The organism is Sphingomonas jeddahensis (assembly GCF_001981525.1).
In the GTDB taxonomy this organism is placed as follows: domain Bacteria; phylum Pseudomonadota; class Alphaproteobacteria; order Sphingomonadales; family Sphingomonadaceae; genus Sphingomonas; species Sphingomonas jeddahensis.
On sequence record NZ_MPSB01000007.1, the window covers coordinates 1 to 25,475 of the forward strand.

The following is a 25,475-nucleotide window of genomic DNA, read 5'->3' on the forward strand; positions in this document are numbered from 1 at the left end:
TTCACTCCAGCCTCGTGCTCACGCAGCACGCCTATGATCTGATCCTCGGTAAAACGGCCTCGCCGCATCGCTCGTCTCCATCTGACCAGCTAACTTACCAATGGCATGATTTCCGGGGAGCAGGTCAGTGCGCCTTTACATGCGTGGTGTGGATAGACGAGGCGACGGGCACAGGTCCAGCACCTGCCATTTCCTCGAGCAAATGCCGCCATATACCGCGTGACCGCCTGTTCTAGCGATTGTAGATCGTGGTGGGCGGCCATACTCGGCTGGCGTGTCCCGCTATCTGCATCCGGTATTCAGCACATGCAGAAGGCCCAAAATCGCTGTTCGATCGTCCACTCGCGTGCCGGGTCTGCCACGCGGAAGATGCGGCACTATCTCTTTCTACGCCGAGTCAGACAGCCAAATGCACTGCTACCTTCACCTCATCTGTTGGGCCACCTCGCGAAGGACGAAGCGGGCGATCGGCTGGCTTGCCTCGTTTTCGATGTCCAGCGTTCCGCCGATCGCCATGTGCCCTCGGCGGACTGGATTTCTAACCAACGTCCGCGCGAGGCGTGACGCTTGAGCCATTGCTTGTTCCAGATCAGGAAAGTCGTGCAACTCCGTTCGGTGCGGTGACTTGTCCGGGGTGCGAACGCGAAAGATGAAGCTGGGCATGTTGTTGTAAATGCCTCAAAAACTAACTAGTTTCTGGCTTAAACACAGGTTGTGGAGATTTGCGCGGCGCCGCCGTTGCCGAGGCGCGCGCCGCTTGTTCTTCACTTCGCCGACAATATCTCGTCCAGCCGCCGCCGTGCTCCCGCAACGGGCTCGAGGTGGGGGTAACGATGGCCGCTGGGTAGCGCGATCGTCACGCTACGCTGATGCTTGCCTGCTTGGAGCAGTAGATCGATCGGTTCTCCGTCGCCAGCCCGGGTGATCGCCAGCGATAGCGTTTCCTGGTCAAAGACCCGGCCGTTGACGCCGGCCAGCGTGGTGCCGGCCGTGATGCCTGCTTCGAAGGCCGGGCTGTCCCAGCGCACTTCTTGCACCTGGCCATCCGATTTGACGGACAGGCCGAGCGAAAAGATGAAGCTGCGGATTCCGACGAGCCGCTCCCTCGCCTGCCACAACTCGCTTGGCGTATCGCGATAAACGAGGCGGTAGCCGCCGCGTTCGATCCCGGCGAGCGGCGCATCGTCGCGGGTATTGTGAAGTCTATCGCGGAAGAACGCGGACCAGTCATCGTCCGCGATGTCGCGAAGCGTGCGAACCACATCGTCAAAGAGATAGGTACTGGTGACGCCGTCAATCGGTGCCTCTGCCGCGAAGAAGGCGCGGGCGAAATCGTCCAGCGAGCGTGCCTCATCGGTCAGTTCGCGGATGCGGGTATCGACATCGAGCCACACGAGCGCGCCTTCGGTGTAATAATCCTCGCTGCGCTGCCAGCTTGGCCATGGCAGCGGGGCGCGGGCGGCGATGATCGGATCCTTGGTGGTATCGCTCATCGGGCGCCAGCGCGAGCCCGCCTGCATGTCATGCGTCGCGGCGATGTCAGCAAGCGCCGCGAGCGATTGTTCGCGCGTCCAAAGGCCGGAGCGCGCGCAAAGCACGCGGTCCCAATATTGGGTCTGCCCCTCATAGACCCACATCAGGCTGTTGCGGATCGGCTTGTAGAAACACGGTGCCCATGAATCGGCGCCGCGGCGGTGCTTGCCGTTCCAGCCATGGATATATTCGTGCGGGAAGCTGTCGCGCCGGGGAAAGCAATTCTCCCAATCGGCGAAATAGCCGGGCACGCTCGCGATCTCGCACGAGCGGTGATGCTCGACGCCGATGCTGCCGATCTCCTCGCTAAGCGCGAGCAGCACTTCATAACGGTCGAACGGGCGGGCGCCGAACAGCAGGTCGGCCTGCTGGATCACGCCACGATGCGGCGCGATCTGCTCTTCGGTGGCGGCGAGCTGGTGTGGCGCGTCCGCGAACACGTTCAGCGCCACGTTTCCGTCATCAAGCTCGATGCGTCGATAGTGGCGCCCCGCCATGACAGGCGAGTCCACCAGTTCATCGAGAGCGACCTGTTCGAAGCGGATCTTGTCTCGCTCTCTGGACCGAACCGGTAAGGCCGAGGCGATCTGCCACTTCGGCGGCACGGTCAGGCTCGCATCGACGGCGATGCGCCGCGAGAAATGGCCTGCCGGATAGAGGGTGACGCAATTCCATTCGAGGTTCAGCAGTTCAGGGCTGACGACGACGCGCCCCTGCGCCTCATTGGTGGGCGACAGGAACTGGAAGCTAGCCTCGATCTCGTTGACGCCGCCGGGCACATCGACGTGAAAGGCGTGAACCTCCGTGGGGTGCCGCGTCCAGTGCAACCGGCGTCCTGCCGCCTGGATCTGCAATCCGGCCAAGAGCTCGATCGGAGCCTGCGGCGCGTGATAGCCGGGCAGCCACTTGGGCAAGAGCAGGGTCAGTACGCCAGGGCGCGCAACCGGGATCACCTCCTGCACACTGAAGATGCGGCGCACAACGTCAGTGACGTCGACATGAAGCTGAAGCGGGCCGCAATAATCGACGTCTTCCGGTTCGGGCATCGGAAGCGGCTGCGACAAGGGCTGTGGAAGCTCGCTCATCACTGCACCGGCCAATGCAAGAAGAAACTGCCAAGGCGGTTGGGATCAGGGAATGTGGCTTCTCGCCGGTTCTTCGTGGGAATACTGAGACGGTGGACACTTACATGTGTTAAGTTCATTTTTTTCTTGGCCGAAACAATGGTTGACTGTCGATCAACATCGATCCCGGGTCGGCGTTCCGGCCAATCGTGTTGATCTCAGTCTATGTCGTCAGTTGCGGCAAGACGGCGCTACCTGAGCGCCAGGGTCGCCGATCCGATGCGCGTGCTAGGAAGGAACTGGCGAACCACTGCCGCGCCGTGCCTTCCACGGTGCTGATTCACAAGCGAGTGCCGGCAGACCGGGCGGGATCTGATCGAATGCGTATCGCACTAAGAGTTCGCCCCGCACGACCTGTCGAATGGACAGCGCTGGCGTGCATGGCAGGACCTATCCGGTGTCCGCCGTCACCGAAAAGCCCGCAAACACGACAGCTAAATCGTTTCGATCCCGCGAAAAGCGGCAAGCAACGCGTTCGGATCGACCGGCTTGCGCAGCGTCGGCTTGCCCGTGAATCGATCGGGCAGTGCCGATTGATCATAGCCCGTGACGAGCACATAGGGGATGTCCCGACGATCAAGGTCGTCCGCCATGTCGAACGCGAACTCGCCGCGCAGATTGACGTCGAGCAGCACGCAATCGATGGTCGGCTCGGCCTCGATAAGAGCCGACGCCGCGGCAATGGTCGGCACCGGGCCAAGAACCTCTGCGCCTGCCGCCGACAACAACGACCGGGCGTCGTCCGCGAGATAATATTCGTCCTCGACGATCAGGATGCGCGATCCCGCCAGCTTCTCATTCGACATAAACATTCTCCGGCTAGCGAGTTGCCTGAATACCACGTGACCAAGCGGCGACCTAATGGAACCGCCGACAGTCGCGGTTCGGGCGGCCAAAGTAGATCGAGGTTAAGGCGATAAGCCGATGTAAAAGGGACATTGCAGCGTCAACCTGCGTTCTTTGTTACGGGTCGGGCACTCACGGAGACGTTGCTGTCCGAAAGAAACGAAAGCGCATGCGTGCAGGAGCAAGATCGTCCTTTTACCGGCCCAGCGACGGCGCCTGACGCGGGCAGCCTTGCGGACGTGGATGCAGCAGCCAGGCTGGACGAGGCGGACCGGACGATCCGGGAGCTTCGCGCCGCGCTGGGCGCCGCCGCCGCGCGCGAACGCAAGTTGGCGCACGAGCTGCAGCATCGAGTGCGAAACATTCTTGGCGTTATCCGATCAATCTACCGGCGGTCGCGTGCGAATGGCGCATCGCAAGACGAATTCGCCGAGCACTTCGAGGGGCGGTTGAACGCAATCACCCGGTACGAGGTGAACATTGCCGAAATCGGGCACGCGGGCGTCGAGCTGGAAGACGTGATCCGCGACGAGTTGCTCCAGGTTCATTCGGGGCCGGAGCACCGGCTGACGATCGCCGGTCCTGCGGTGCGGCTGCGAGGCAAATGGCTGGAACTGATCGGGCTTGCTGTTCACGAGCTAGCGACCAATTCGATCAAGTTCGGCGCCCTTCTGCACCGGGGCAAGCTGAACGTCGAATGGGCGCTTCGCGCCTCGCGTGAAGGCCAGCTTCTCGACCTGCGCTGGACCGAGCATGGCGTGCCCGCCGTAGCACTGGCGCCGCGACCGAGCGGCTTCGGCCGCGAAGTGATCGAGCAGGCGCTGCCGTACGAGCTTGGCGCGACGACGATGTTCGAGATCACGCCCGGCGGGATGGCATGTTCGATCGTGCTGCCACTCCCGCCCCACGACGCTTCGGCGTCCAACAACAGCATCAATAATGATGCGCTGCTTCCTTCCGAGTGGAGTGATGACGATGACCAAAGCTGATGCGCTGCCGCTCTCGTCTCCCTTGCGGACCCGTTTGCGTGCGCTTGCGCCATTGAGCGGCGCCGAGATGCAGGCGCTGGCAGCAGCGGAGCGCGACCAGCGTCGCTGGCCGGCCCGCCGGGAGATGATCGCCGAAGGTGCACCGATCACGCAGGCGCGCGCGATCGTCAGTGGTTGGGCCTGCCGCCAGCGGATCTTGCCGGATGGCCGCCGCCAGATTCTCGATTTTCTTCTGCCGGGCGATCTGATCGGGGTGTCGCCATTGAGCAATCCGCTGGCGCCGGCAACGATCCTGGCCGTGACAGAAGTGGTCACGTGCGCTTTACCGGCCGCTGCCGCCGGGATGCCCGGGCTTTCCCACGCTTATACCGTCAGCGCGGCGCTGACCGAGCTTTACACGCTGGCGCAGGTGACGCGCCTTGGTCGCCTCAGCGCCCAGGAACGATTGGCCGACTGGTTGCTGGAAACGCGCGATCGACTGGCCCTGGCGGGGCAGACGGTGGGGGACAACCTGCCGGTGCCGCTGACACAGGAATTGTTGGCCGACGCGCTCGGGCTCACCAGCGTTCATGTGAATCGCACGCTGCAGTCGATGCGGCGCGACGGGTTGCTGGCCGGAAGAAGCGGCATGTTTCTGCTGGCCGATCGGCAGCGGCTGGAAATCCTCGCCGGCTACAGAAGCGCCCGCGTCACCGCCGATACCGAGCCATGAGGGCCCGGCGCTCCGGTCAGCCGTTGCTGACCGGATCGCGGGTGACGCAAAGACCGATCGCGGCGATCCGATCGACCTCTGCATAAGGCTCCGTGTCGAGCTCGTCCCCGAAGATGTCGGGATCGAGCACGCGATAATCGTAGCGGTAGCCGGTCGCCGGCATGGCCGCGTCCAGTGCGTCGCGCACCACGTCACGGCCGCCGACGATCGACACGCCGGTATGCATGATGAACCTGCCCCCCGGCGCGAGCTTCTCGATTCCGGCGAGCGTCCAGTCGAGCGAGAGCTTTCCGCCGTAAAGATCACCGCCGTCGCGGTAAGCGCGGCGATCCGGATCAATCATGAAGGGCGGGTGGGTGACGATCACGTCATAGTCGCCCGCAACGTCCGCCGGGCTCCGCGCGATGGTCGTTTGATGCTCCACGCCCGCGAAGCTCGCGTTGACCGAGGCGAGCGCCAGCGCCTTGGGGTTGATGTCCGCCAAAGTGAGGTCTGCGTTGCCGTGGAGGGTTGCCGCCACGATCCCACCAACGCCCGCACCCGCCGCATAGTCCAGAATGCGCGCAGGGGACCGTACACCGGCGAGATTGCGGGAGATGAAGTCAGCGAAACGATAGCTGTCGGGACCCAGGAAGACCGAGTCATGTTCCTGCGTGGGGTAGCGAGAGTGGACGAACAGCTTGCCGAAGACGTTCGACACCCGCACCTTTGACGCGACCAGCCCGTCGGGGCGCGGCTCCAGCAACTCGGCGCCGTCCAGCGCGGCGACGATAGCCGGCGGCAATCGGTCCTCGCGACAGGGGAGGGACCAGCCAAGCAGGTCCGCCACGGTCGCGCCAACCTGCCGATCGGGGCGGGCGAGCACCCGCGCCTGCGATGCTGGTGTCGGCGCGAGGAAATCATAATCGAGGCCGCGCAGTTCGCCGAGGAGAGGAAGCAAAGTTCGCCGCAACCTGCCACCACCGGCAGCATCGGCAAAGGTCATTTCCCGAGTATCGGTATCGAGACTTGGATCGGTTGAGTTCATATTGCCGTGCCACGAAATCATCGGAGGTTTCTGTAACCGAGGCAGCGTTCAAGCGTTCCGGAGATTCTTACTGATCTCGGTCTATGCGGTGGAAGCGGATCGGAGCGCGCGCGTGCTTTCATGCGCTTTCCGGCGGAACGCCGCTGTGGCCCCTCCGTTGATCACCTCAGGAACGAACTGAGACGCTGGTCGCCGCAGGGCGGTGACTTCTTCTGTCCAAGGAGAGACATATGACCGACAAGCAGCCGATGCAGGCGGATGGGGCCGGAACCAAGCCGCACATGCCCGATGAGAATGGCGAGGTGGCCAGTCGCCGTCATAGCAGCGGCGAAAGCCAGGGCGGCTCGTACCCCAATCCGCATACGGGCAAAGATGGTGGCGGTTTCGACGGCGGGCAGACCGAGCGCGGTTATCACGGTACCGGGCGACTGGGTGAGCAGAAGACCGGCGAACAACCGAATTCTGCATCCAGCGAATAGGAAGAGGCGCGGCCAGGGCAACAAGTCCTCGCCCTGCCGCCCAACTGGCCTGATCTTGGTTAATGGCGGCAACCCGATCGTGGGGTCCGCGTTGCCGAAGGGCTGATCTGCCGCATCGCGGTGCTTGCTCAGGAGGAATAACAGGATGCTGGCGATGAACTATCGCGGACCATATCGGGTTCGCGTCGAGGAAAAGCCGATGCCGGTCATCCTCCATCCGGAAGATGCAATCGTGCGTGTCACGCGTTCGTGCATCTGCGGCTCGGACCTGCATCTTTATCACGGCATGGTGCCTGACACGCGCGTTGGTATGACCTTCGGGCATGAGTTCTGCGGCGTGGTGGAGCAGGTCGGCCCCGAGGTCCGCAACCTCAAGGTCGGCGATCACGTGCTGGTGCCGTTCAACATCGCCTGCGGCAAATGCCATTTCTGCCAGCAGGGCCTGTTCGGCAATTGCCACGAAGCCAATGCGCAGGCGACGGCGGTTGGCGGGATCTACGGCTATTCGCATACCGCCGGCGGCTATGACGGCGGGCAGGCGCAATATGTCCGCGTGCCCTACGCCGATGTCGGTCCGACGGTGATCCCCGACTGGATGGACCCAGACGATGCGGTGTTGCTGACCGACGTGGTGCCCACCGGCTACCAGGCGGCGGAGATGGGCGGCATCAAGCGCGGCGACACGGTGGTGGTGTTCGGCGCGGGCCCGGTCGGGCTGATGGCGGCAAAGTCTGCATGGCTGTTCGGTGCCGGCCGCGTGATCGTGATCGACAGCCAGGATTACCGTCTGGAGTTCGCGCGGGTCTTTGCGCATGCCGAGGTCTATAACCTGCGCGAGATCGACGACATGGCCGTCTTCCTCAAAAAGCAGACCGACTCGCTCGGCGCCGACGTGTGCATTGACGCGGTGGGCGGCGACGCAGTCGGCAACGGCTTGCAATGGCTGCTTGGCACCAAGCTGAAGCTTGAGGCGGGCAACGCCATCGCACTGCACTGGGCGATCAACTCGGTAAAGAAAGGCGGGATCGTCTCGATCGTCGGGGTCTATGGCCCGACCGGCAACATTATCCCGATCGGCAATGTCGTGAACAAGGGCATCACCATCCGCGCCAACCAGGCGTCGGTGAAGCGCCTGCTGCCGCGGCTGATCGAGCATATTCGCCTGGGCCACATCAATCCCAAAGCGATGATCACGCATCGCGTACCATTGGAGGATGTGGCGGACGCCTACCACATCTTCTCGTCCAAGCTCGACGGCTGCATCAAGCCCGTCCTGATCCCCAACGCTGCCTGAAGGAGACGCGAGATGAGCAAGGCCATCGTCGACACCGCCTCCATTCCCGGCTGGGGCGTGGATGCCGATCCGGACAATGATCCGACCTATCCGATGCGGCATATCGAGAACCAGCAAAGCCGCGGGCTGACATGGGATCGACCGGCGCAGCAGCGCCCCGACGTCGAGATATTGCAATCGATCGAGCACAATCGGCTGCCGGCTGTGATCGGCACGTCCACCCCGCCGGCTGGCCTCAGCGGGGCGATCCGCCGTTCTGCCTTTCGCCGCAGCGAATCCGACTGGTGGCATTGGCTGCTGCTGATGGGTGCGGATCGGCTGAATGTCGTGGAAGGAGTGGTGCAGGATCTCGCGCGGGGCAAAGTGCCCAACGTGCCGGCCGAACTCGGCTGGCGATCCGAACTGCGCCACAATCCCGCTGGCATGGCGAAGAAAGCGGGGGTGGTCGTGGCGCTCGGCGCCGCCCTGTTCGCCTGGTCACGCCAGGGGCGATCGGGCCGCGCAAAGCCGCACGCGCGCGAGGGCGCCGGTGAGCACCGTGACCATGGGGACGTGACCTTTCCGAGGTACTGAGCCGCTGGCGCTCTCGTCCACTCTGGCCGCCGACATCGGCGTCAGAACATCAGGCGGATGGAGGCACTGGGCGTGGGCGACTAACGCCCACGCCCACACGAGCTGGCATGCGGGCAATGGACGAGCCAAGCCGGCTTCACAACGCGCCGCGCCGCGGAATACGCGTGGTTTATCAACGACCTGCAACCCGCTCGCTCAGCATTTTCATTGAACCAGGTTAGTCTCCGGGAACGAGCCCCCATCGTGCCTCTTTATCGATCACGACAGAAAGGAGGCCGAAGTTGTCGGTGACGACGAAGAACAGATCATCCATGGCTGTGAGCCCACATCTGCTGGCTCTCAAAGCGACGCTCGACGAGGACGGCAAGGGGCTGGCAAGCTTTACGACGGGTGAGCTTGAGGTCGAGGTCCGGGCGGCGCATGATTCCGTCTTCGCGATCGTGCGGCGACCGGGGCAGGGCGGGCTGGCAGTGCGCGTGGCCTATCCGGCTGCTCCCTTCCGCTGCAAGGCGCTGCGCTGCGGGCCGGGGGAGGCGGCGCGGATCGAGGTGACCAGCCCCACTGGCACGCACATCATCACCTTCTTCAAGAGCCGCGAAGCGCTCGAGCGGCTGCGGATCACGGTGGAGCTGACGCCAGCCGCGACGATGGTCCTGCCGTTCGCGCCGCGTGATCTTTACCCGCTGGGGATCAATGACGATCCCCTTGCCGCGCGCGGGAATGTCGAAGCGTCTCAGCGTGGGCTCAACGCGGGCATGCTCTATTTCCGGATTGACGAGCCGGCATTCGGCAACGTTCTTTATCTTCAGAACTTCACCGCACTGAACGACTATTTTCGCCCCACCGGCACGACCCCGGACGGCGCTGTTGGCGGCGAGTGGCCGGAGCTTGGCTATCTCCTGCCGGCTGCATCTCGCGAGGCGGCAGCCGAAGGGGTGGCGTTGGAGGCGGGAGAGCCGGTTACGATATCGGACGTGATCCTCGTCTTCCGGCACGAGGCGCCCCCCCAAGAGCGCGAATCGGCACGGCAGTTCGTCCAGATGCTTGGCACGGCGTATCAAATTATGGACTTGCCGGCGGTCGAGTATCGCGACTGGGTGGATCGCGCAGAGCGCGCAGCACGCGATCTGGCCGAGGCGCCGGCAGCGACCATCCGCCATTACGGCAATTTGTACGTCCATCCGTACACCGACGCCGAATACCCCGACATCATGGTGCAAATGTCTGTGATCGCCGCGCTCCATGACTGGGGAAAGTGGCGCGGCGAGCCCGATCCGCTCGAAGCCGAGCTGAAGAAGGGGCTGCGCAAGTTCTATGATCCCAAGCTCAAGACCTTGCGGCGATACTTGCCAAACGTTGGCAAGGACAAGGATGCCGATGCCGTCGACAGCTGGTATCTTTATCACCCGCTGCTCAATCTCGGCAGGCTGGCGCTCGACGGGGACGAGGACGCGCGCACGCTGTTCATGGACTCTATCGACTATGCGATCCGGGCCGCGCAGCATTTCCAATATAAGTGGCCGATCCAGTACAAGGTGACCGATTTCGCGGTGATCGAAGAGACGGCGCCGGCGGACGGGCGCGGGCAGACCGACGTTGGCGGGATCTATGCCTGGGTGATGCTGCAAGCGTTCGAGTTGACCGACGACAAGCGCTTCCTCGATGAAGCGACTGCCGCGATCGACACCGCCATGGGGCTGCGCTTCAACGTCAACTATCAGGCGAACCTCACCGCCTGGGGCGCGGCGGCGTGCATGCGGCTGTGGCGGATCACCAACCGCGACCTCTATCTGGAGCAGAGCTACGTCTATCTGGCCAGCTTCCTCCACAATGCGGTGATCTGGGAAAGCCGGATCGGCCACGCCGCATCCTATGAGACGTTCTTCGCCGTCACCTGTCTTCAGGACGCGCCGTACATGGCGATGTACGAGTGTTTCGACAGTTTCGTCGCGTTCGAGCAGTACCTCAAAGATGGCGGGCCTGACCTCGAGCCCGAGGCGCGCATGCTGCTCAGCGAATATTGCAAATACGCGCTGTCACGCGCCTGGTATTATTATCCCGACGCGCTTCCGCCCGAGGCGATCGCCGACAAGCAGCGCAAGCCGAACGGTTACATTGACCCGAAGCTCTCCTTTCCGGTTGAGGACCTTTACCCGGATGGGCAACAGGCGGGACAGGTCGGGCAAGAGGTTTATGGCGCCGGCGCGGCCTTCATCTTCGCCACCCGCGCGTTCCACCACGTGGAGGGCGCGCCGTTCCGGCTCTTCTGCGACTATCTGGTGCGCAGTGTGGAGCGCACCGGCGATCGCGCGCTCACGATCACGCTCGACGGCGGGGAGACCTGCGTCGCCAATCTCCGGTTCGTACGGCTGAAGCGGCGCAAGCTGACCAAGACGACGGTGATGACGGCTGGCGGCGATACGCTGCGTGCGCACGCCGTTTCCGAGGATCGTATCGACTATCACGTGCCCGCCGACGGCCGGCTCGTGATCACGTGGGAATAAGTTTGAGGAGTGACCATGGCGATTGAGCATACCGACCTTGCCGGAAAGCGCATCCTGCTGACCGGCGGAACGACCGGGATCGGGCGGGCGACGCTGGAGCGCTTGGCGGGTGAGGGCGCGCGCGTTCTGACTTTCGGCCGCCACCAAGAGCCGCTGGAGGAGGCGCTGGCAAAGGCACGGAATGGTGGCGGCGAGGTGTTCGGGATCACCGCGGATTCCTCGACGCGTGAGGGCATCGAAAAGGTCTTTGCCGCAGTTGATGAGCAGCTGGGCGGCGTGGACATGCTGGTCGCCTGTGCCGCGCTTGGCGCCGAGCCGATCCACGAAATGGCGGACGATGACTGGCGGTTGGTGATCGAGACCAACCTCACCGGCTATCTCGCCTGCGCCAAGGCCTCGATTGAGCGAATGGAGCGCCAGGGCGGCGGGCACCTGCTGTTCGTCGGATCGATCAGTACCGAGATCAAGGCCGAAGGGGAGAGCGTCTATGCCGCGACCAAGGCGGGCGTACAGGCGTTCGCCGAGACGCTGCGCAAGGAAATCGCCGACAATAACATCAAGGTGAGCGTTGTCCAGCCCGGCTCGGTCGAGAGCGACATGCAAGAATGCAGCGACGAGGAGAAACGCGACGCGGTCGCGGAGCAGCAGATGCTTCACGCGGAGGAAATCGCCGAAGCGATCCTGTTCGTCCTCACCCGCTCGCCGGCGTGCGACGTGGTGAACCTGCGTATCGAGCCGCGGATACAAAAGACGAGCTGAGTGTCAGGCGGAGGCGATGCTCAGCTGTTGATCCTCGCGACCACGTGTTTGTATAGCATGCGTGTCGGACGGGCCGAGCTTGGCCGCCTCCTTGCGCAGCAAAGCTGCGCCGAGGTTGGACCCTTCCGCGACAGCGGCTCTTTTCCCCCGCGCCGCTCATCTCTGGCTTGGTAGAACGTCCTCGATCAACAAGGAACGGGTGGACGCTAGCGCCGCACCGAGCAGTCCGGCCCGGTCGCGCAATTCGGTGCGCACCACCACTTGATCGACGGGCCGCGTCAGCATGCCGGTGCGCACGCGCCGATCGAGTAACTCGATCAGCGGCTCGCAGTTGGACAGCCCCCCACCAACGGGCACGATCGTCGCGGGAAAGCTATTGAGGAACGTCGCGATCGGCCCGGCGAGCAGCCGGCTGTAATATTCGATCGTCGTCCGACACGCGGCATCACCGGCGATCCATCTCGACGTAATCTCCACGCTGGTCGCGTGAGCGCCGTCGTGCAGCCAAGCATGCAGCCGCTCCATGCCGCGCGCGCCGCCAATCGTGTCGAGGCAGCCGGTGCGCCCGCATCCGCATTCGAACACCGGCACGCTACCCGGCGCAATCGGCGAATCGACTAGGATCTCGCCATGCCCCCATTCGCCGCCAATGCCATGCGCATCCACCAGTATCGTGCTATCTTCGACCAGTCCGCCGCCCACGCCCGTGCCTAGGATGATCCCGAACACGCGACGATGGTCGCGTCCGGCGCCCAGCGTAGCCTCTGCCAGCGCAAAGGCATCAGCATCGTTGATGATCGATACGGGCCGGTCAAGGGCGGCGCCGAAATCGTCAAAACGACGACCATGGACGCTGGGCGTGTTGGAACTGGTAATCGTGCCGCTCGCGGGATCGGCGACGCCGGCGAGCGAAATGCACACCGGTGTATCCGCGCCGATGATGCCGCCGTGGCGTTCGAGCGCATCGCGGAACAAAGTGACCAGCGCGTGCCAATCGCCGACGGGCGTAGGATGGCGCTGGCGATCGCGAATATCTCCGCTCGCGTCGACGATCCCCATATCGACGAACGATCCGCCAATGTCGGCGCAAAGCCTCACTCACACTCTCCTTGAAACAGAGTCGCTGCGCTCAACCGGCGGCGACCAGCTGGCCGCCGATCCACGTTCCGAGCGGGGCAAGATCGGCGCTCAGCCATGCGAGGTCCGCACGCGCACCCGGCCGCAGCGCGCCGCGGTCGTCCAGCGAGAGGAACGCCGCTGGCGCGCTCGCCGCCATCATCGACGCCTCGGCCACGCTCAGCCCGAGCATGCCAACCGCGTTGCGCACCGCCGTCGCCATGTCGAGCGCAGAGCCTGCGAGCGTGCCATTTTCCTCGACGCACACGCCGTCCACGATGTGGATCGTCTTACCTTGCAGATCAAAATGATCGGCATCGGTGCCGACCGTCGACATGGCATCTGTGACGAGCATGAAGCGGTCGCGCGGCCGCGCCGCCAGCGCGATGCGAAGCGCGGCCGGCGCGACATGCCGGCCATCGACGATCAGACCGGCATAAGCGCTCTGGTTCTCCAGCGTTGCGCCGACCACGCCCGGCTCGCGATGGTGCAGCGGCGACATGGCGTTGAACAGATGCGTCACGCCGCTCACCCCGGCGGCGAAGGCGCCGCGCATCGTGGCATAATCGGCATCGGTATGACCGGCCGAGACGATCACACCCACCGCCGTGAGCGCGCGGATATCGTCAGGCGTGCACATTTCTGGCGCTATCGTCACCATCGTGCGCCCGCGCGTCAGGCTGCTGAGCAGCCGGATCGCCTCGGCGTCCAGCCGCACGAAGCGCGAGGCATCATGCGTCCCCTTTCGCGCCGGGTTGAGGAAAGGTCCCTCGATATGGATGCCCACAACGCCAGGCACGCCCTCGGTGATGGCCTGTTCAGTCGCGCGCATCGCCAGATCGACCCGGTCGAGCGTGTCCGAGATAAAGGTGGGCAGGAAGGCAGTGGTGCCGAACCTGGCGTGTGCTGCGCCCATCCGTGCAATTGCCTCAGCGCTGGGCTCGTCATTGAACAGCACGCCGCCACCACCGTTCACCTGCGTGTCGATAAAACCCGGCAGCAGCCAACCGCCTTCCAGATCAATCGTCAGGTCCGACGCGCCATCGAGAGCAGCGACGATAAACCCGTCAGAGACATGCAGACGATCCGTCACGTGTCCATTGCTCAGCAAGACCGAGCCATTCTCGAATGTGATGCTGCCGGTCATCGAGTCTCGGTCACTTTCTTCAGGTGTGGCGGCGCGTCCGGGTTGATCCCGCGGGCGACGGCCAAGGCGTTCACAAAGCGATAGAAGCTCTGCACCATCAGGACCGGTTCCAGCACCGGATCTGCCGCGATCGCCGGTAATCGCCCGCCGGCGGTGGCATCGGCCAGCAGCGCCACGGCACCGCGCTCGGCAAACTGAACGGCTGCGGCACGCACGTCATCGCCTGAGGTATCGGACGTGGCGAATCCCAACAGCGGAAATCCCCGTCCGACGATCGCCATCGGCCCGTGCCGGACTTCAGCGGCCGAAAAAGCCTCGGCGTGCAAGCCACAGGTTTCCTTGAACTTCAGGGCCGCTTCCTGCGCCACGCCAAAGCCATAGCCGCGGCCGAGTACAAACAGGTTGCGTGCGCCGAGCAGCGGCGGCAGCGCCGAGCTCCAGTCCAGCGCGAAGGCCTGCGCCATCGTGGATGGCAGCTCGGCGAGACGGTTTGTTAGACCATCGTCCCCCGCCCAGGCGGCGGCGAGGCCGGCCTGTGCAGCGAGGGACGCGATATAGGATTTGGTCGCCGCCACCGATCGCTCCGGCCCCGCGCACAGCGGCAAAACCTCGTGAGCCAGGGCGGCGAGTGGCGACTCCTCGTCATTGACCAAAGCAACAACAAAGGCGCCTGCATCCTTGTATGCCGTGGCCGAGGCAAGCAGGTCCGGGCTGCGGCCCGACTGCGAGATGGCAAGGCACAATGCGCCTTCTGCGCGCATCGGTGTGTCGAAAACCGAGGCGATCGACAGCGCTGCGGAGGCGACCGGGATGCCGATCTTGGTTTCGAAGAGATACTTGCCATACGTCGCCGCGTGATCCGACGAGCCGCGCGCGCAGGTAACGATGAAGGGCGGCGGCTGATCGCGCAGCCGCGTGACGATCCGTTCGATGGTTGCCCTGTTGCGGTCGAGCAGCCGCGCCACCACCGCCGGCGCCTCGCCGGCCTCGGAATGCATCAGCGTCGTTGCAGGATCGGGGGGTATGGCTCCAGGTGCAGGTGCGGCGGGCGCACGCTGCAATGCTGCCCGCAGTGCGGCGACTTCGGCACGGTCGGTGGTGCGTGCCAGCGCCGTTTCGAATCCCATCTCTACCGACTTCGGCCACGCGTGGCGCGGCATGGAACAGGACGCATGAACTGCGCGCACTCCCGTCCGCGCCACGAGCGCCGCGACATTCACCGCGCGCACCCCGCTGCCTGCCAGTATCTCCACCCGGTCGCCCGCGCGCTCTCGCATTTCGGCGATCGTATCCAAGCCCTCGCTCGCGATGGATGCGCCGCCCGAGGTCAGGATCGTCGCAATGCCTAGCCGCGCGGCAATGTCCACCGTCGTCGCGGGATCCCGCAGCAAGTCCACGGCGCGGTGCAGCGTTACGTCCAACCCCTCTGCGCGCGCGACCAGCGCCTCGAGCAGCGGAATGTCGAGCCCGCCGTCCACCGTCAGCGCACCGATCACCACCCCGCTCAGCCCGGCCTCGCGCGCCGCGTCGATATCGCGAAGCATCGTCGCTTTCTCGGCCTCGTCATAGTGGAAGTCGCCTTCGCGCGGCCGGATCATCGCCCGCACCGGCACCGGGCAGTCGCGGGCGAGCGCCAGCAGTCCCGGCGTTGGGGTGAGCCCGCCCAGCGCCAGCGCCGAGCACAATTCGATTCGGTCCGCCCCGCCAGCCACGGCATCGCGCAAGCCCTGCGGGCTATCGACGCAAATCTCGATCAGCACGTCGCCCACCGGCTCAGCCCTCCGCCCGGCCAGGCGCGGCGTCGCTGCGCCCCACCACGGCCGCCGCCGCGCCACCCGCGCGGTATCCGCGCAGCGCGTAGAACAGGATATAGGCATAGGCCGGTGCCATCAGCGCCACGAACACGGTCTGAAACGGCGCATGTGCCTTCAGCACGGCGAACAGCTGCGGAATGATTGCGCCGCCGCAAATGCCCATGATCATGATCGCCGAGCCCGTCTCGGTATGCCGCCCGAGCCCGCGGATCGCGAGCGGGAAGATCGCCGGCCACATCATCGCATTGGCAAAGCCCAGCGCCGCGACGAAGCCAACCGAGACATAGTCGCGCGTCAGGAAGGCGCATAACGTAAAGACGATCCCCAGCACCGCCGATATCGCCAGATACCGTTCCTGCGACACGAAGCGCGGGATCAGCACCAGCCCGACGAGATAACCGACCAGCATGCCGCCCAGCGTCAGCGACGTGAAAAACGCGGTCTGCTCGGTCGGCAGCCCGAACGCCTGGCCGTAGATGCCGATCGCATCGCCCGCCATCACCTCGACACCGACGTAGAGAAACAGGCACAGCACGCCCAGCCACAGGTGCGGAAAGCCGCCCAGGCCGCGCCGGTCGCCGTGGTCCGCCAATCGCGGCTCGTCCGCCGGCTTGATCTCGGGCAGCGGCGAATAGCGCACGAACAGCCCCAGCAGCGCCAGCAACGCGGCCATGATCATATAGGGCGTGTGGATCTGCGCAGCGAAGCTCTCCAGCAGCCGTTCACGCGCCGCCGCATCCGACAAAGCGGCAAGCTGCGCTTCCAGTTCGCCGATGCCGCTCAGCACCAATATGCCCAGCACGATCGGCGCCAGTATGCCGGCGATCTTGTTGCAGATCCCCATCACCGCGATCCGCTGCGCCGCGCTTTCGATCGGGCCGACGATGGAGATATAGGGATTGGCGGCGGTCTGCAGGATCGACAGGCCGGCACCGATCACGAACAGGCCCGTCAGCGCGCCGGGAAAGATGCGCATCGTCGCGAACTGCCCAAACATCGCCGCACCCGCCGCCATCACCAGCAGGCCCAGCGTCATGCCCTTCTTCATGCCCGTGCGTCGCAGGATCCAGGCCGCGGGCAGGGCCAGGAAGAAATACGACATGTAGAACACCATCGGCACCAGAAATGCCGAGACGTCGTCGAGCGTGAAGGCGAATTTGACGAAGGTGATCAGCGGGCCGTTCAGCCAAGTGACGAACCCGAAGATGAAGAACATCACGCCGATGATCGCGATCGTCATTGGAGATTGCCGGCTGGTCGTGCCGGTGTAGGTAGCCATCTGCGCCCCCCTTTGGCGATGTGCTCGCTCCCGCTGCTTTGGTTCAGCGAACGAACAAACGTCGAGCGCCAGCGGCGGCTGCGACGCGTGGGACTAGCTACGGCGTCCTTCTGGGCCTTGTCAAATTGCGAATTTGTTGCGGTCTGGTGCTCAAGATCGTCACATGCTTGCAACATGGTTCGGATCGTGATCTAAGATAGTTCGACTCACGTTCTAAGTGCGAGAGGTTGATGCTGACCGACGCCCATGCCAGTGTTCTTCGACTGATCAATCAGTTCGGCCCTCTGAGCCGGACGGAACTGGTGGGTCAGTTGGGGATCAGCAAGGCTTCGATGTCGGCGCTCGCGGCGGACCTGATCGATCGCGGCGTGCTGGCCGAGGGCGAGATCGTCTATGGCGCGGGGCGGCCGTCGGTCCGGCTCGAACTGTCACCCAATTCCGCCTTTTTCGTCGGCGTGTCGCTGGCGACCTCGCCGTTCACGCTGACGCTGACCGATCTGCGCGGCGGCGTCCTGTCGGCGACCGAATTGTCGCACGGGGCCGGTCCGGCGGCGATTGTCGCGGAGATCGCAGCCGCGATCGCCGATCTGCTCGCCAGCCACCCGCAGGCGCATGGCCGGCTCGCCGGTATCGGCCTGGCCGTTCCCGGCGTGGTCGATGCCGCAACGGGCACCTGCGTCCGCTCGACCTTGCTCGATTGGCGCGACGTGCCGATCGGCTCGTGCGTCGCCGAGGCGACCGGCTTTCCCGCTTATGTCGAGAATGACGCCAACGCGCTGGCGCTCGGCGAGCATCTGTTCGGCTCGCTGCGCGGCTGCGATCACGCCACGATGATCGCAGTCGGTGATGGTATCGGCTGCGGCCATATCATCAATGGCGAGCTGCATCGCGGCGCGCGCGGCGGCGCGGGCGAGATCGCCCATGCCACGGTAGAGCCGGGCGGCCTGCCATGCCAGTGCGGCAAGCGCGGCTGTCTCGATACGCTGGCGTCGGTGCGCAGCATCGCCGCGGCGGCGCGCGCCGCCGGTCTCGACTGCGGCCTCGCCGCGCTCGACAGCGCCGCCAACCGGGGCGAGCGCGCCGCGATCGACATTCTGCACGGAGCAGGGGCCGCGCTCGGCCTCGCGATTGCGCAGATCGTCCAGTCGCTCGATCCCGCCCGCCTCGTCGTTGGCCTCACCGATGGCCCGGTCGAGGGGCTGTTCGCGCGCGTCATCCGCCAGACGGTGGAGGCCAACGTCATGCCCGACGATGCCCGCCGCCTCGATCTCACCATCACCCGGCTGGAGAACCAGGCCTGGGCCGTTGGGGCCGCGAGCATCGCGGCGGGACGCGGTTTCTTCCGCGTCTGAACCGATCACCGAACTTCCACTGAGGCGGCACAAGACCGCCCGGTCATTCGCAGGACGAATAAAGGGAAGCGCAACCACCTGCACCCAAAGGGGGGAACGAAGTTGAAGACCAATCACGTATCGCGCTGGCTCCTCGCCACCGCACTCGGCACGCTTGCGATCGCGCCGGCTCACGCTCAAACGACCGATGCCCAGACTACGACTGACACGGCGGAGCAGGCCGGATCGTCGACGCCCGGCTCCGCCGCGCGCGAGCGCTTCGACGGCACGGCCGACGCAGGTGATAGCGACATCGTCGTGACCGGCAGCCGCGGCTCGGCGAACGGCGTCACCAACTCCACGCCCGGCGGCGGCCTGATGTCGGTGCAGACCGGCACCAAGCTGCGCAGCACCATCACCCGCGACTATATCGACGTGCAGGCCGGTACGACCAACAGCTTCACGCTGATCCGCAACCTGCCGGGCGTGGTGCTGGGCAGCGGCGATCCGTTCGGTAGTGCGCCGAACCTCACGATCCGCGGCCTCAGCCAGACGTCGCTCGGCTTCAACTTCGAAGGCATGCCGATCGGCGACCAGCTGTCCTACAGCGCCTTCCCCAGCGAATGGTCGGACACCGAGAACGTCGGCCAGCTCAATCTGACGCGCGGCTCCACCGACATCACGGCGCCAGTGTACAATTCGGTCGGCGCGCTGCTCCAGTCCGAACTGATCATGCCACCGAAGAACCCGGGCGCCTTCGCCTCGGTCAGCGTCGGAAACTATGGCCTGCGCCGCTATTTCCTGCGCCTAGAGACCGGCGAAATCGGCAACACCGGCATTCGCGGCTTTGTCTCGGGCTCGCGCACCTACAGTGAGGCATGGCGCGGTCCGGGTGTCAGCTACCGCAACCACATCGACAGCAAGTTCGTGAAGGAATTCGCCAATGGCGACACGATCTCGCTGGTCGCGACCTACAATGAATCGAACTCCACCGCCGGCGCGCGCAACCCGACGCTGGCGCAATATGCGCAGTTCGGGAAGGACTTCGCCTGGAACGCAGAGTACGTGCCGGGCAGCAATACCAACAACGAATTCTACCGCCTGCGCGCCAACGATCGTCAGAGCCTGTCGGTCAGCATGCCGTCCACCTTCACGCTGACCGACAATCTCGATGTCGTCGTGACGCCCTATTACCTGTACACGCACGGCGTCACCAACGGGGCGAGCAACCTCAATCTCGGCGGCGCCTTTTTCGGCAACGAGCCGACCGGTCCGCTGGTCGCGCCGCGCGCGGTGATCAATCCCAATGGCGCCGCGACGATGATGAACGTCGACTATTACGACCAGCATACCTACGGTCAGAACAGCTACCTGCGCTGGAATGTTGGCCTGGCGCAGTTCCGCCTGGGTTACTGGTACTCGAACTTTACCCACACCGAACTGTCGGCGTATCAGCCGGTCAGCGCGGAGGGCACCGTTCGTGACACGTTCGGCAAGACCGGCTCGGTCACGCTGCAGGACGGGCGCATCCTGCGCAACTTTGCCGCGCGCATCGAGCAGAACGTCAACGGCGTCTATGCCGACATGACCACCAAGCTTGCCGACGACAAATTGCTGATCAACTTCGGCTTCAAGTTCGTCTGGGTCGATCGCACCGCCACCAGCGAGTTGCCGGGCAACCCGCGGGTGGACAGCCTCAGCGCCAAGCCGTTGCCGCAGGCCTCGATTCGCTACAGCTTCGATGACCGCAACCAGGTGTTCGCCGACATCACCACCGCGTTTCGCGCGCCGTCGGCCGTGTCGTCGTACATCAACATCTACAATGTCGCCACGGGTGTCCCGTCGAGCACGCCGGCGGCCAGCTTCGAGCCAGAATATTCGGTCGGGCAGGAAATCGGCTTCCGTCACCACGGCGATCTCGTCCATTTCACGATCGCGGCGTTCAACTATGACCTGACTGATCGTCTGGTGCAGGGGACGCAGCTGGTCGGCGGCACCAACGTCGGCTTCGCAGTCAACGTCGGCGATCAGAGCGCGCGCGGCGTCGAGGCGGAAATCGGCCTCGTTCCGTACAAGGGCTTCAGTCCCTACGTTTCGGGCCAATATCTGAAGGCCGAGACCAAGGACAATTACCCGACGCGTGGCGTGTTCCTGCCCACCGCGGGCAAGCGCGCAGCGCTCAGCCCGGAATGGGTCGCCTCGGCAGGTCTGCGTTACGACGACGGCAAATTGTTCGCGCTGGTCGAAGGGAGCTACGTCAGCTCGCAATATTCGACTTTCATGAACGACCAGGAACTGCCCAGCTACCACGTCATCAACGGCTCGCTCGGCTATCGCTTCGACACGATCGGTTTCATCAAGAAGCCACAGTTCACGCTGAACATGACCAACTTGACTGACGAAAAACAGCTCGTCGGCATCCAGGGCGTAACGCCGAACGCGCTGCCGACGCGCAGCACTGACGGCAGCATGCTGATCCCCGCCTCCAACCCGACCTATACGATCGGCGGCGGGTTCGGCATCACCGCCTCGCTCAGCGCCGCTTTCTGATCCATCCTCGCCGCCGCGTCCCACCGACACGGCGGCGACTTTCTTTTTGACGAAGACCAGCGGAGTATTTGTCCATGGAACGCCGCTCTTTCCTGAAATCCTCTTCCGTCGCCGCCATCGCCGCGACCGCAACCTCCGCCACCGCGCAGATCATCCCGCCGTACAAGAAGCAGCCGCGCATCGCGATCGGCGGCATCGCGTCGGAATGCAGCACCTACAGCCGCATCCGATCCCGGCTGGAGAACTTCCGCGTGCTGCGCGGGCAGGAGATCCTCGACAACGCGAACTTCACCTTCCTCAATCGCTACGATGTCCCCTTCCTCCCCACGCTCGTCGCCAACGCTGGCTCAGGCGGCCCAATCGCGCGCGACGCTTATGAATCGCTCAAGACCGAATATCTCGGCATGCTCCGCGCGCTGCTGCCGCTCGATGGCGTCTATTGCGCGATGCACGGCGCGATGTTCGTCGAGGGGATGACCGACGCCGAGGGCGATTGGTATGCGGCGACCCGACAGGTCGTCGGCCCCGATTGCCTGATCTCGGCCAGCTACGATCTGCACGGCAACGTCAGCCAGAAGATCGTCGACAATCTCGATTGCATCACCGCCTATCGCACCGCGCCGCACGTCGACCGCGTCGAGAACACGATGCGCGCCACGGACATGCTGACGCACTGCCTGCGCTACGGTCTGAAGCCCAGCATCGTCTGGGCGACGATCCCCGTCGGCCTCGCTGGCGAGCAGAGCAGCACCGAATGGGATCCGGGCCGTCGCCTCTGGTCCGACCTTAGCGAGTACAACCGCATGCCCGGCGTGCTCGATGTGTCGCAGCTGGTCGGCTATGTCTGGGCGGACGAGCCGCGCTCGGCGGCGTCGGTGTGCGTCACCGGCACCGATCCCGCAATGCAGGCGCGCATCGCCGCCGAGCTCGCCGCGCGCTACTGGGACGCGCGCAAGGAATTCAAGTTCGGCAGCCCGACCGGCACGATCGAGGACACGATCGCGACTGCCATGGCCGCCAAGACGCAGCCGGTGGTGATCTCCGACTCGGGCGACAATCCGGGCGGCGGCGGCAATGCTGACCAGACGCACTTCCTTCAGGCGATCATCAAGGCCGGCGCCAAGAACGTCCTGATCGGCGGCATGACCGACAAGCCCGCGACCGACGCCTGCTATGCGGCGGGCGTCGGCAAGACGATCCCGCTGTCGGTCGGTGCGACGCTCGACCCGGTTGAGAGCAAGCCGGTGAAGGTCAACGCGACGGTAAAGTATCTCCACCCGGTCACCGATCCCGCCGAGCGCGAGGCGGTGATCGAGTTCGACGGCATCACCATGACGCTGTCGTCCAAGCGCCGCGCCTATCACGCCGCCGAGGCGTTCCGCGATCTCAAGCTGGAGCCGACCGCGTTCAAGATCGTGGTGCTCAAGTGCGGCTATCTCAACCCGACGATGAAGCCGCTGGCCAATCCGCATCTGATGGCGCTGTCGCCGGGCGCAATCGACCAGGACATTCCCAACATCGAAAACAAGAACCGCGTCCCCACCTTTCCTTGGGTGCAGGACCTCAAATACGCGCCGCGCCCCTATCGCTCGAAGCGGGCCACCCGCGCCTGAGGCGTTCGGCTGCTTCTTGTCACCTCGGACCAAGTCCGGGGTGACGAGCGAGCGTCAGGGAATTTGCAAACCTTCGAAATTCAAAAGGGCGGATCCGTCTCCACCGCGTTATCCCGCGAGCACCCGCAGCCGTCGTGCGTCCGCCTGGCGCAAATGAGCCAGCGCCGCGGCCATCTCCGGCGGTCCGGCATCCACCAACTCGGGCTGCGGGCGCCCGTAGAGATAACCTTGGCCTAACTGGCAGCCCAACTGCCGCAGCCGGTGCGCCTGCGCCTCGGTCTCAATCCCCTCGGCGACCACCACCTTCCCCAAGCCCCGGCCGAGGCCGATGATCGCGCGCACGATCGCCAGCGTGCCGCCGTCATCATGTTCGTCGATGCCCGCGACAAACGAACGATCAATCTTGATCCGATCGACCGGCATCTGGCGCAAATGCACCAGCGAGGCGAAACCGGTGCCGAAATCGTCGAGCGCAATGCACACACCCGCCGCGTGCAACGCCCGCAGCGTCGCCAGGATCGTGTCGGCGGCGCGATCGAGCATCACGCCCTCGGTCACTTCGACGCACAGCGATGAAGGCGGCACGCCATGGTGCGCCAAGCGGTCGAGCACACGCCGCGCCGCGCGTGGGCCGGATAGCTGGGCCGACGTGAAATTGACGCTCAGCATGCCGACGCGATCGCCGTGCTCGCGCAGCCATGATAAGGCTAGCTCCAGCACATGTTCCTGGATGCGCAGCCCGATCTTCTCCGCCACCAGCACTTCCGCGAAGCGATCCGGCCGCATCAGGCCGTGGTCGGGATGGTTCCAGCGCAGCAGCGCCTCATAGCCCTCGACCTGGCTGGTGCAGAGCGACACGAGCGGCTGGTAATGGAGGCAGAACTCGCCGCGCAGCAAAGCCGCGTCGGCATCGCTGGTGAATTCAATCTGCAGGTCGTGCAGGATGCGCTGCAGCGGATCATAGCGGTAATGTCGCGCCCGACCGAGCCGCTTGGCATTGTACAACGCCAGATCGGCGTTCTGGTACAACAGGTCGAGCGCCTCGGCATCGTCGGGGTAGCGGGCAGAACCCACGCTGAGCGAAATAGGCCGTTCCTGCCCGAGGAAATGCCAGTTCTCGTCCTGAAGCTCTTCGAGCCGTTGCGCCAGCCTTGTTTCGGGCCCGCCGTCGCCGGGGCAAAGGATCGCGAACTCGTCGCCGCCGATCCGCGCAACGCGCGCCGGCGGCAGTGCCTTACTGATCTCTGCCAGCGCTGATCCAATCCGCCGCAGCAAGGCGTCGCCGCCGGCATGACCGAAACGATCATTGACGTCCTTGAGGTAATCGACGTCGATCAGGAACAGGCTGAACGGCGTGCCGCGCGCGATCAGGCCGTGCGCTTCGTTCTGGAAGGAGGCTCGATTATCGAGGCCGGTCAGGAAGTCAGTTTGCGCCGCAAGCCGCAGCGCCTTGGCCTCCACCCGATCAATCTCGCGGCGTTGCCGGCTGTCCTCCAATTCCTGCCGCATCAGCCGGAAACGATCCGCAATGGCCAGCGACAGGACCAGCGCCTCGAATGCCAGCGCCGCAAAGGTCGCTTTGTCGACCAGATCGTTCTGCGGCAACAAGCCCAGATTGCGCGCCAATCGCGCCAGGAATACGCCGATCACCGGCCCCCAGCCGATCATATAGAACCAGATCACTCGGCTGCCGCGCCGAACCGCAATCCAGGATGATAGGGCGACCGTCACGCCAGTGCCGGCGATCACGTAATTGAGCAAACGGTCGGTCAGAACCGCCGGAAACCATCCGTCCGCCGCGGCAAGAAAGCCGAGCAGTGCGCCCGCCGCGGCCGTGGCCCGCCCCACGATTAGCAATCCGCGCGGCAGCACACCTTCCTCGATCAGGGCGAAGAAGAACATGTTGCCGGCAGCGACCATCAGCCCAACCAGCAGGAAGTCGAGCCGCACCGCTGTCGGCCCGACCAGACCGGGCACCACGAACGCCGCCATGTTGGTCCACACCAGCCCGTAGGCGAGCGCAACCGAGACCCACAAAAGGTACCAGCGCTGAAACGCATTCCGCTGCCCGGCGTGAATCACGAGATTGTAGAGCAGGGCGGAGAGCAACGTGCCCGCGAACAACCCCATCAGCAGCAGCCAGCGCGCATCGCTCGTCGGCGCGGCGGTCGCTGGCGCCGCGATGATCTTGCGCATCAGAGACAGGTCGTCGATCTTCTGAAAACCAAGGTACAGGCCGCGAACATCGCGGCCCGGCGTCGGGATGACGAACTTCAGCAGCCCACCGGGTGCCCAATGCCCATCCAGCGCGCCCGCGGCGTGCGTCGCGCGCACGCTACGGTCTGCTTCTTCCACGATGATCGCGATCCGCCTGAACCGCGTCTGATCAACCAGCAAATTCCAGTTTGGCGGCAGTTCGGCCAGGCTGGATGCATCAAGTCGGAGCCAAAGCCAGGCGTCGCTGCGTGTCGCTGCATCGGTGCCGCACCGATAAGGGGCAGACGTCACCGCGGCGTCGCCCGCGCCATTCGCCAAGGTCGCGGTGCAGACAGACCGGTGCAGGTCCACACCAGCCGCGAACGCGGCCTGCGGAAGGAGCGCCAGGCAGAGCAGCAGCACCGCACACCAGAACGCCCTGAACCTCAAAATCAACCCTCACGAACCCCTGTCTGCAACTGTGGTAGCGAACAGTTCCTAACAAGAGACAACCATCATAGCGCGATCGTGCTTGATGGCTGATCGCTTGGGGAGGCGCTCATGTCGCCCTTGTTTCAGCGCACACCGT

Annotated in this window: 20 protein-coding genes; 11 read left to right on the forward strand and 9 right to left on the reverse strand. The window is 64.6% G+C overall.

What is annotated here, in order from left to right:
• Positions 1-236 (forward strand): hypothetical protein (locus SPHI_RS15295; RefSeq protein WP_233130815.1); only part of this gene is annotated, 236 nt, incomplete at its 5' end.
• 187 nt (positions 237-423) lie between these two features.
• Here SPHI_RS15295 and SPHI_RS15500 read toward each other — a convergent pair.
• The 3 genes from SPHI_RS15500 to SPHI_RS08855 form a co-directional block, all read right to left on the reverse strand.
• A complete protein-coding gene (locus SPHI_RS15500; protein WP_076744574.1) occupies positions 424-663 on the reverse strand; it encodes a DUF6894 family protein in 240 nt (79 codons plus the stop codon).
• Positions 664-764: 101 nt separating this feature from the next.
• Positions 765-2,579, reverse strand: coding sequence for a M61 family metallopeptidase (locus tag SPHI_RS08850; RefSeq protein WP_158049664.1), 1,815 nt, complete (start codon positions 2,577-2,579; stop codon positions 765-767).
• A 512-nt stretch (positions 2,580-3,091) separates the two neighbouring features.
• On the reverse strand, positions 3,092-3,463 hold the full coding sequence (locus SPHI_RS08855) for a response regulator (RefSeq protein WP_076744576.1): 372 nt from the start codon (positions 3,461-3,463) through the stop codon (positions 3,092-3,094).
• 213 nt (positions 3,464-3,676) lie between these two features.
• Between SPHI_RS08855 and SPHI_RS08860 the strand changes: the two genes are divergently transcribed.
• Entirely contained in the window at positions 3,677-4,492 is an 816-nt protein-coding gene (locus tag SPHI_RS08860; RefSeq protein ID WP_076744577.1) for an HWE histidine kinase domain-containing protein, read from the forward strand.
• Positions 4,473-5,204 (forward strand): Crp/Fnr family transcriptional regulator, encoded by a 732-nt coding sequence (locus SPHI_RS08865; RefSeq protein WP_076744578.1) that lies wholly within the window; start codon positions 4,473-4,475, stop codon positions 5,202-5,204. The genes SPHI_RS08860 and SPHI_RS08865 overlap by 20 nt, the downstream gene beginning before the upstream one ends.
• Positions 5,205-5,220: 16 nt before the next feature.
• Here SPHI_RS08865 and SPHI_RS08870 read toward each other — a convergent pair whose 3' ends face one another.
• Positions 5,221-6,231 carry a methyltransferase gene (locus SPHI_RS08870; RefSeq protein ID WP_158049666.1) on the reverse strand — a complete coding sequence of 337 codons (1,011 nt, stop codon included), beginning with the start codon at positions 6,229-6,231 and terminating at the stop codon, positions 5,221-5,223.
• Positions 6,232-6,461: 230 nt separating this feature from the next.
• On the opposite strand from SPHI_RS08870, the gene SPHI_RS08875 reads away from it, so the two are divergent.
• The 5 genes from SPHI_RS08875 to SPHI_RS08895 all read left to right on the forward strand — a co-directional run bounded on the left by SPHI_RS08875 (position 6,462) and on the right by SPHI_RS08895 (position 11,840).
• Positions 6,462-6,710 carry a hypothetical protein gene (locus tag SPHI_RS08875; protein WP_076744579.1) on the forward strand — a complete coding sequence of 83 codons (249 nt, stop codon included), beginning with the start codon at positions 6,462-6,464 and terminating at the stop codon, positions 6,708-6,710.
• A 145-nt stretch (positions 6,711-6,855) separates the two neighbouring features.
• Positions 6,856-8,004, forward strand: a complete 1,149-nt coding sequence (locus SPHI_RS08880) for a zinc-dependent alcohol dehydrogenase (protein WP_076744580.1) — start codon at positions 6,856-6,858, stop codon at positions 8,002-8,004.
• A 12-nt stretch (positions 8,005-8,016) separates the two neighbouring features.
• A complete protein-coding gene (locus SPHI_RS08885; RefSeq protein ID WP_076744581.1) occupies positions 8,017-8,577 on the forward strand; it encodes a hypothetical protein in 561 nt (186 codons plus the stop codon).
• Positions 8,578-8,888: 311 nt separating this feature from the next.
• A complete protein-coding gene (locus tag SPHI_RS08890; protein WP_076744582.1) occupies positions 8,889-11,081 on the forward strand; it encodes a hypothetical protein in 2,193 nt (730 codons plus the stop codon).
• Positions 11,082-11,096: 15 nt separating this feature from the next.
• The gene (locus SPHI_RS08895; RefSeq protein ID WP_076744583.1) at positions 11,097-11,840 is read left to right on the forward strand and encodes an SDR family oxidoreductase; all 744 of its coding nucleotides are present in this window, start codon (positions 11,097-11,099) and stop codon (positions 11,838-11,840) included.
• Between the two features lie 156 nt (positions 11,841-11,996).
• Here SPHI_RS08895 and SPHI_RS08900 read toward each other — a convergent pair whose 3' ends face one another.
• From SPHI_RS08900 to SPHI_RS08920, 4 genes are read right to left on the reverse strand one after another with little or no spacing between them, the layout of a single operon-like run.
• Positions 11,997-12,938, reverse strand: coding sequence for an ROK family protein (locus SPHI_RS08900; RefSeq protein WP_076744584.1), 942 nt, complete (start codon positions 12,936-12,938; stop codon positions 11,997-11,999).
• A gap of 31 nt (positions 12,939-12,969) precedes the next feature.
• Positions 12,970-14,103 carry an N-acetylglucosamine-6-phosphate deacetylase gene (gene nagA / locus SPHI_RS08905; protein ID WP_076744585.1) on the reverse strand — a complete coding sequence of 378 codons (1,134 nt, stop codon included), beginning with the start codon at positions 14,101-14,103 and terminating at the stop codon, positions 12,970-12,972.
• Positions 14,100-15,872, reverse strand: a complete 1,773-nt coding sequence (locus SPHI_RS15450) for a copper homeostasis protein CutC (protein ID WP_158049667.1) — start codon at positions 15,870-15,872, stop codon at positions 14,100-14,102. Before SPHI_RS15450 ends, nagA begins: the two co-directional genes overlap by 4 nt.
• 4 nt (positions 15,873-15,876) lie before the next feature.
• Entirely contained in the window at positions 15,877-17,196 is a 1,320-nt protein-coding gene (locus SPHI_RS08920; protein WP_076744586.1) for a sugar MFS transporter, read from the reverse strand.
• A gap of 230 nt (positions 17,197-17,426) precedes the next feature.
• On the opposite strand from SPHI_RS08920, the gene SPHI_RS08925 reads away from it, so the two are divergent.
• The 3 genes from SPHI_RS08925 to SPHI_RS08935 all read left to right on the forward strand — a co-directional run bounded on the left by SPHI_RS08925 (position 17,427) and on the right by SPHI_RS08935 (position 22,690).
• Positions 17,427-18,548, forward strand: a complete 1,122-nt coding sequence (locus tag SPHI_RS08925) for an ROK family transcriptional regulator (RefSeq protein WP_076744587.1) — start codon at positions 17,427-17,429, stop codon at positions 18,546-18,548.
• Positions 18,549-18,650: 102 nt separating this feature from the next.
• Positions 18,651-21,077 carry a TonB-dependent receptor gene (locus SPHI_RS08930; RefSeq protein ID WP_076744588.1) on the forward strand — a complete coding sequence of 809 codons (2,427 nt, stop codon included), beginning with the start codon at positions 18,651-18,653 and terminating at the stop codon, positions 21,075-21,077.
• 74 nt (positions 21,078-21,151) lie between these two features.
• Entirely contained in the window at positions 21,152-22,690 is a 1,539-nt protein-coding gene (locus SPHI_RS08935; RefSeq protein WP_083719911.1) for a M81 family metallopeptidase, read from the forward strand.
• Positions 22,691-22,798: 108 nt separating this feature from the next.
• On the opposite strand, the gene SPHI_RS08940 is transcribed toward SPHI_RS08935, so the two are convergent.
• The gene (locus tag SPHI_RS08940; protein WP_233130819.1) at positions 22,799-25,336 is read right to left on the reverse strand and encodes a putative bifunctional diguanylate cyclase/phosphodiesterase; all 2,538 of its coding nucleotides are present in this window, start codon (positions 25,334-25,336) and stop codon (positions 22,799-22,801) included.
• Positions 25,337-25,475: the final 139 nt, after the last annotated feature.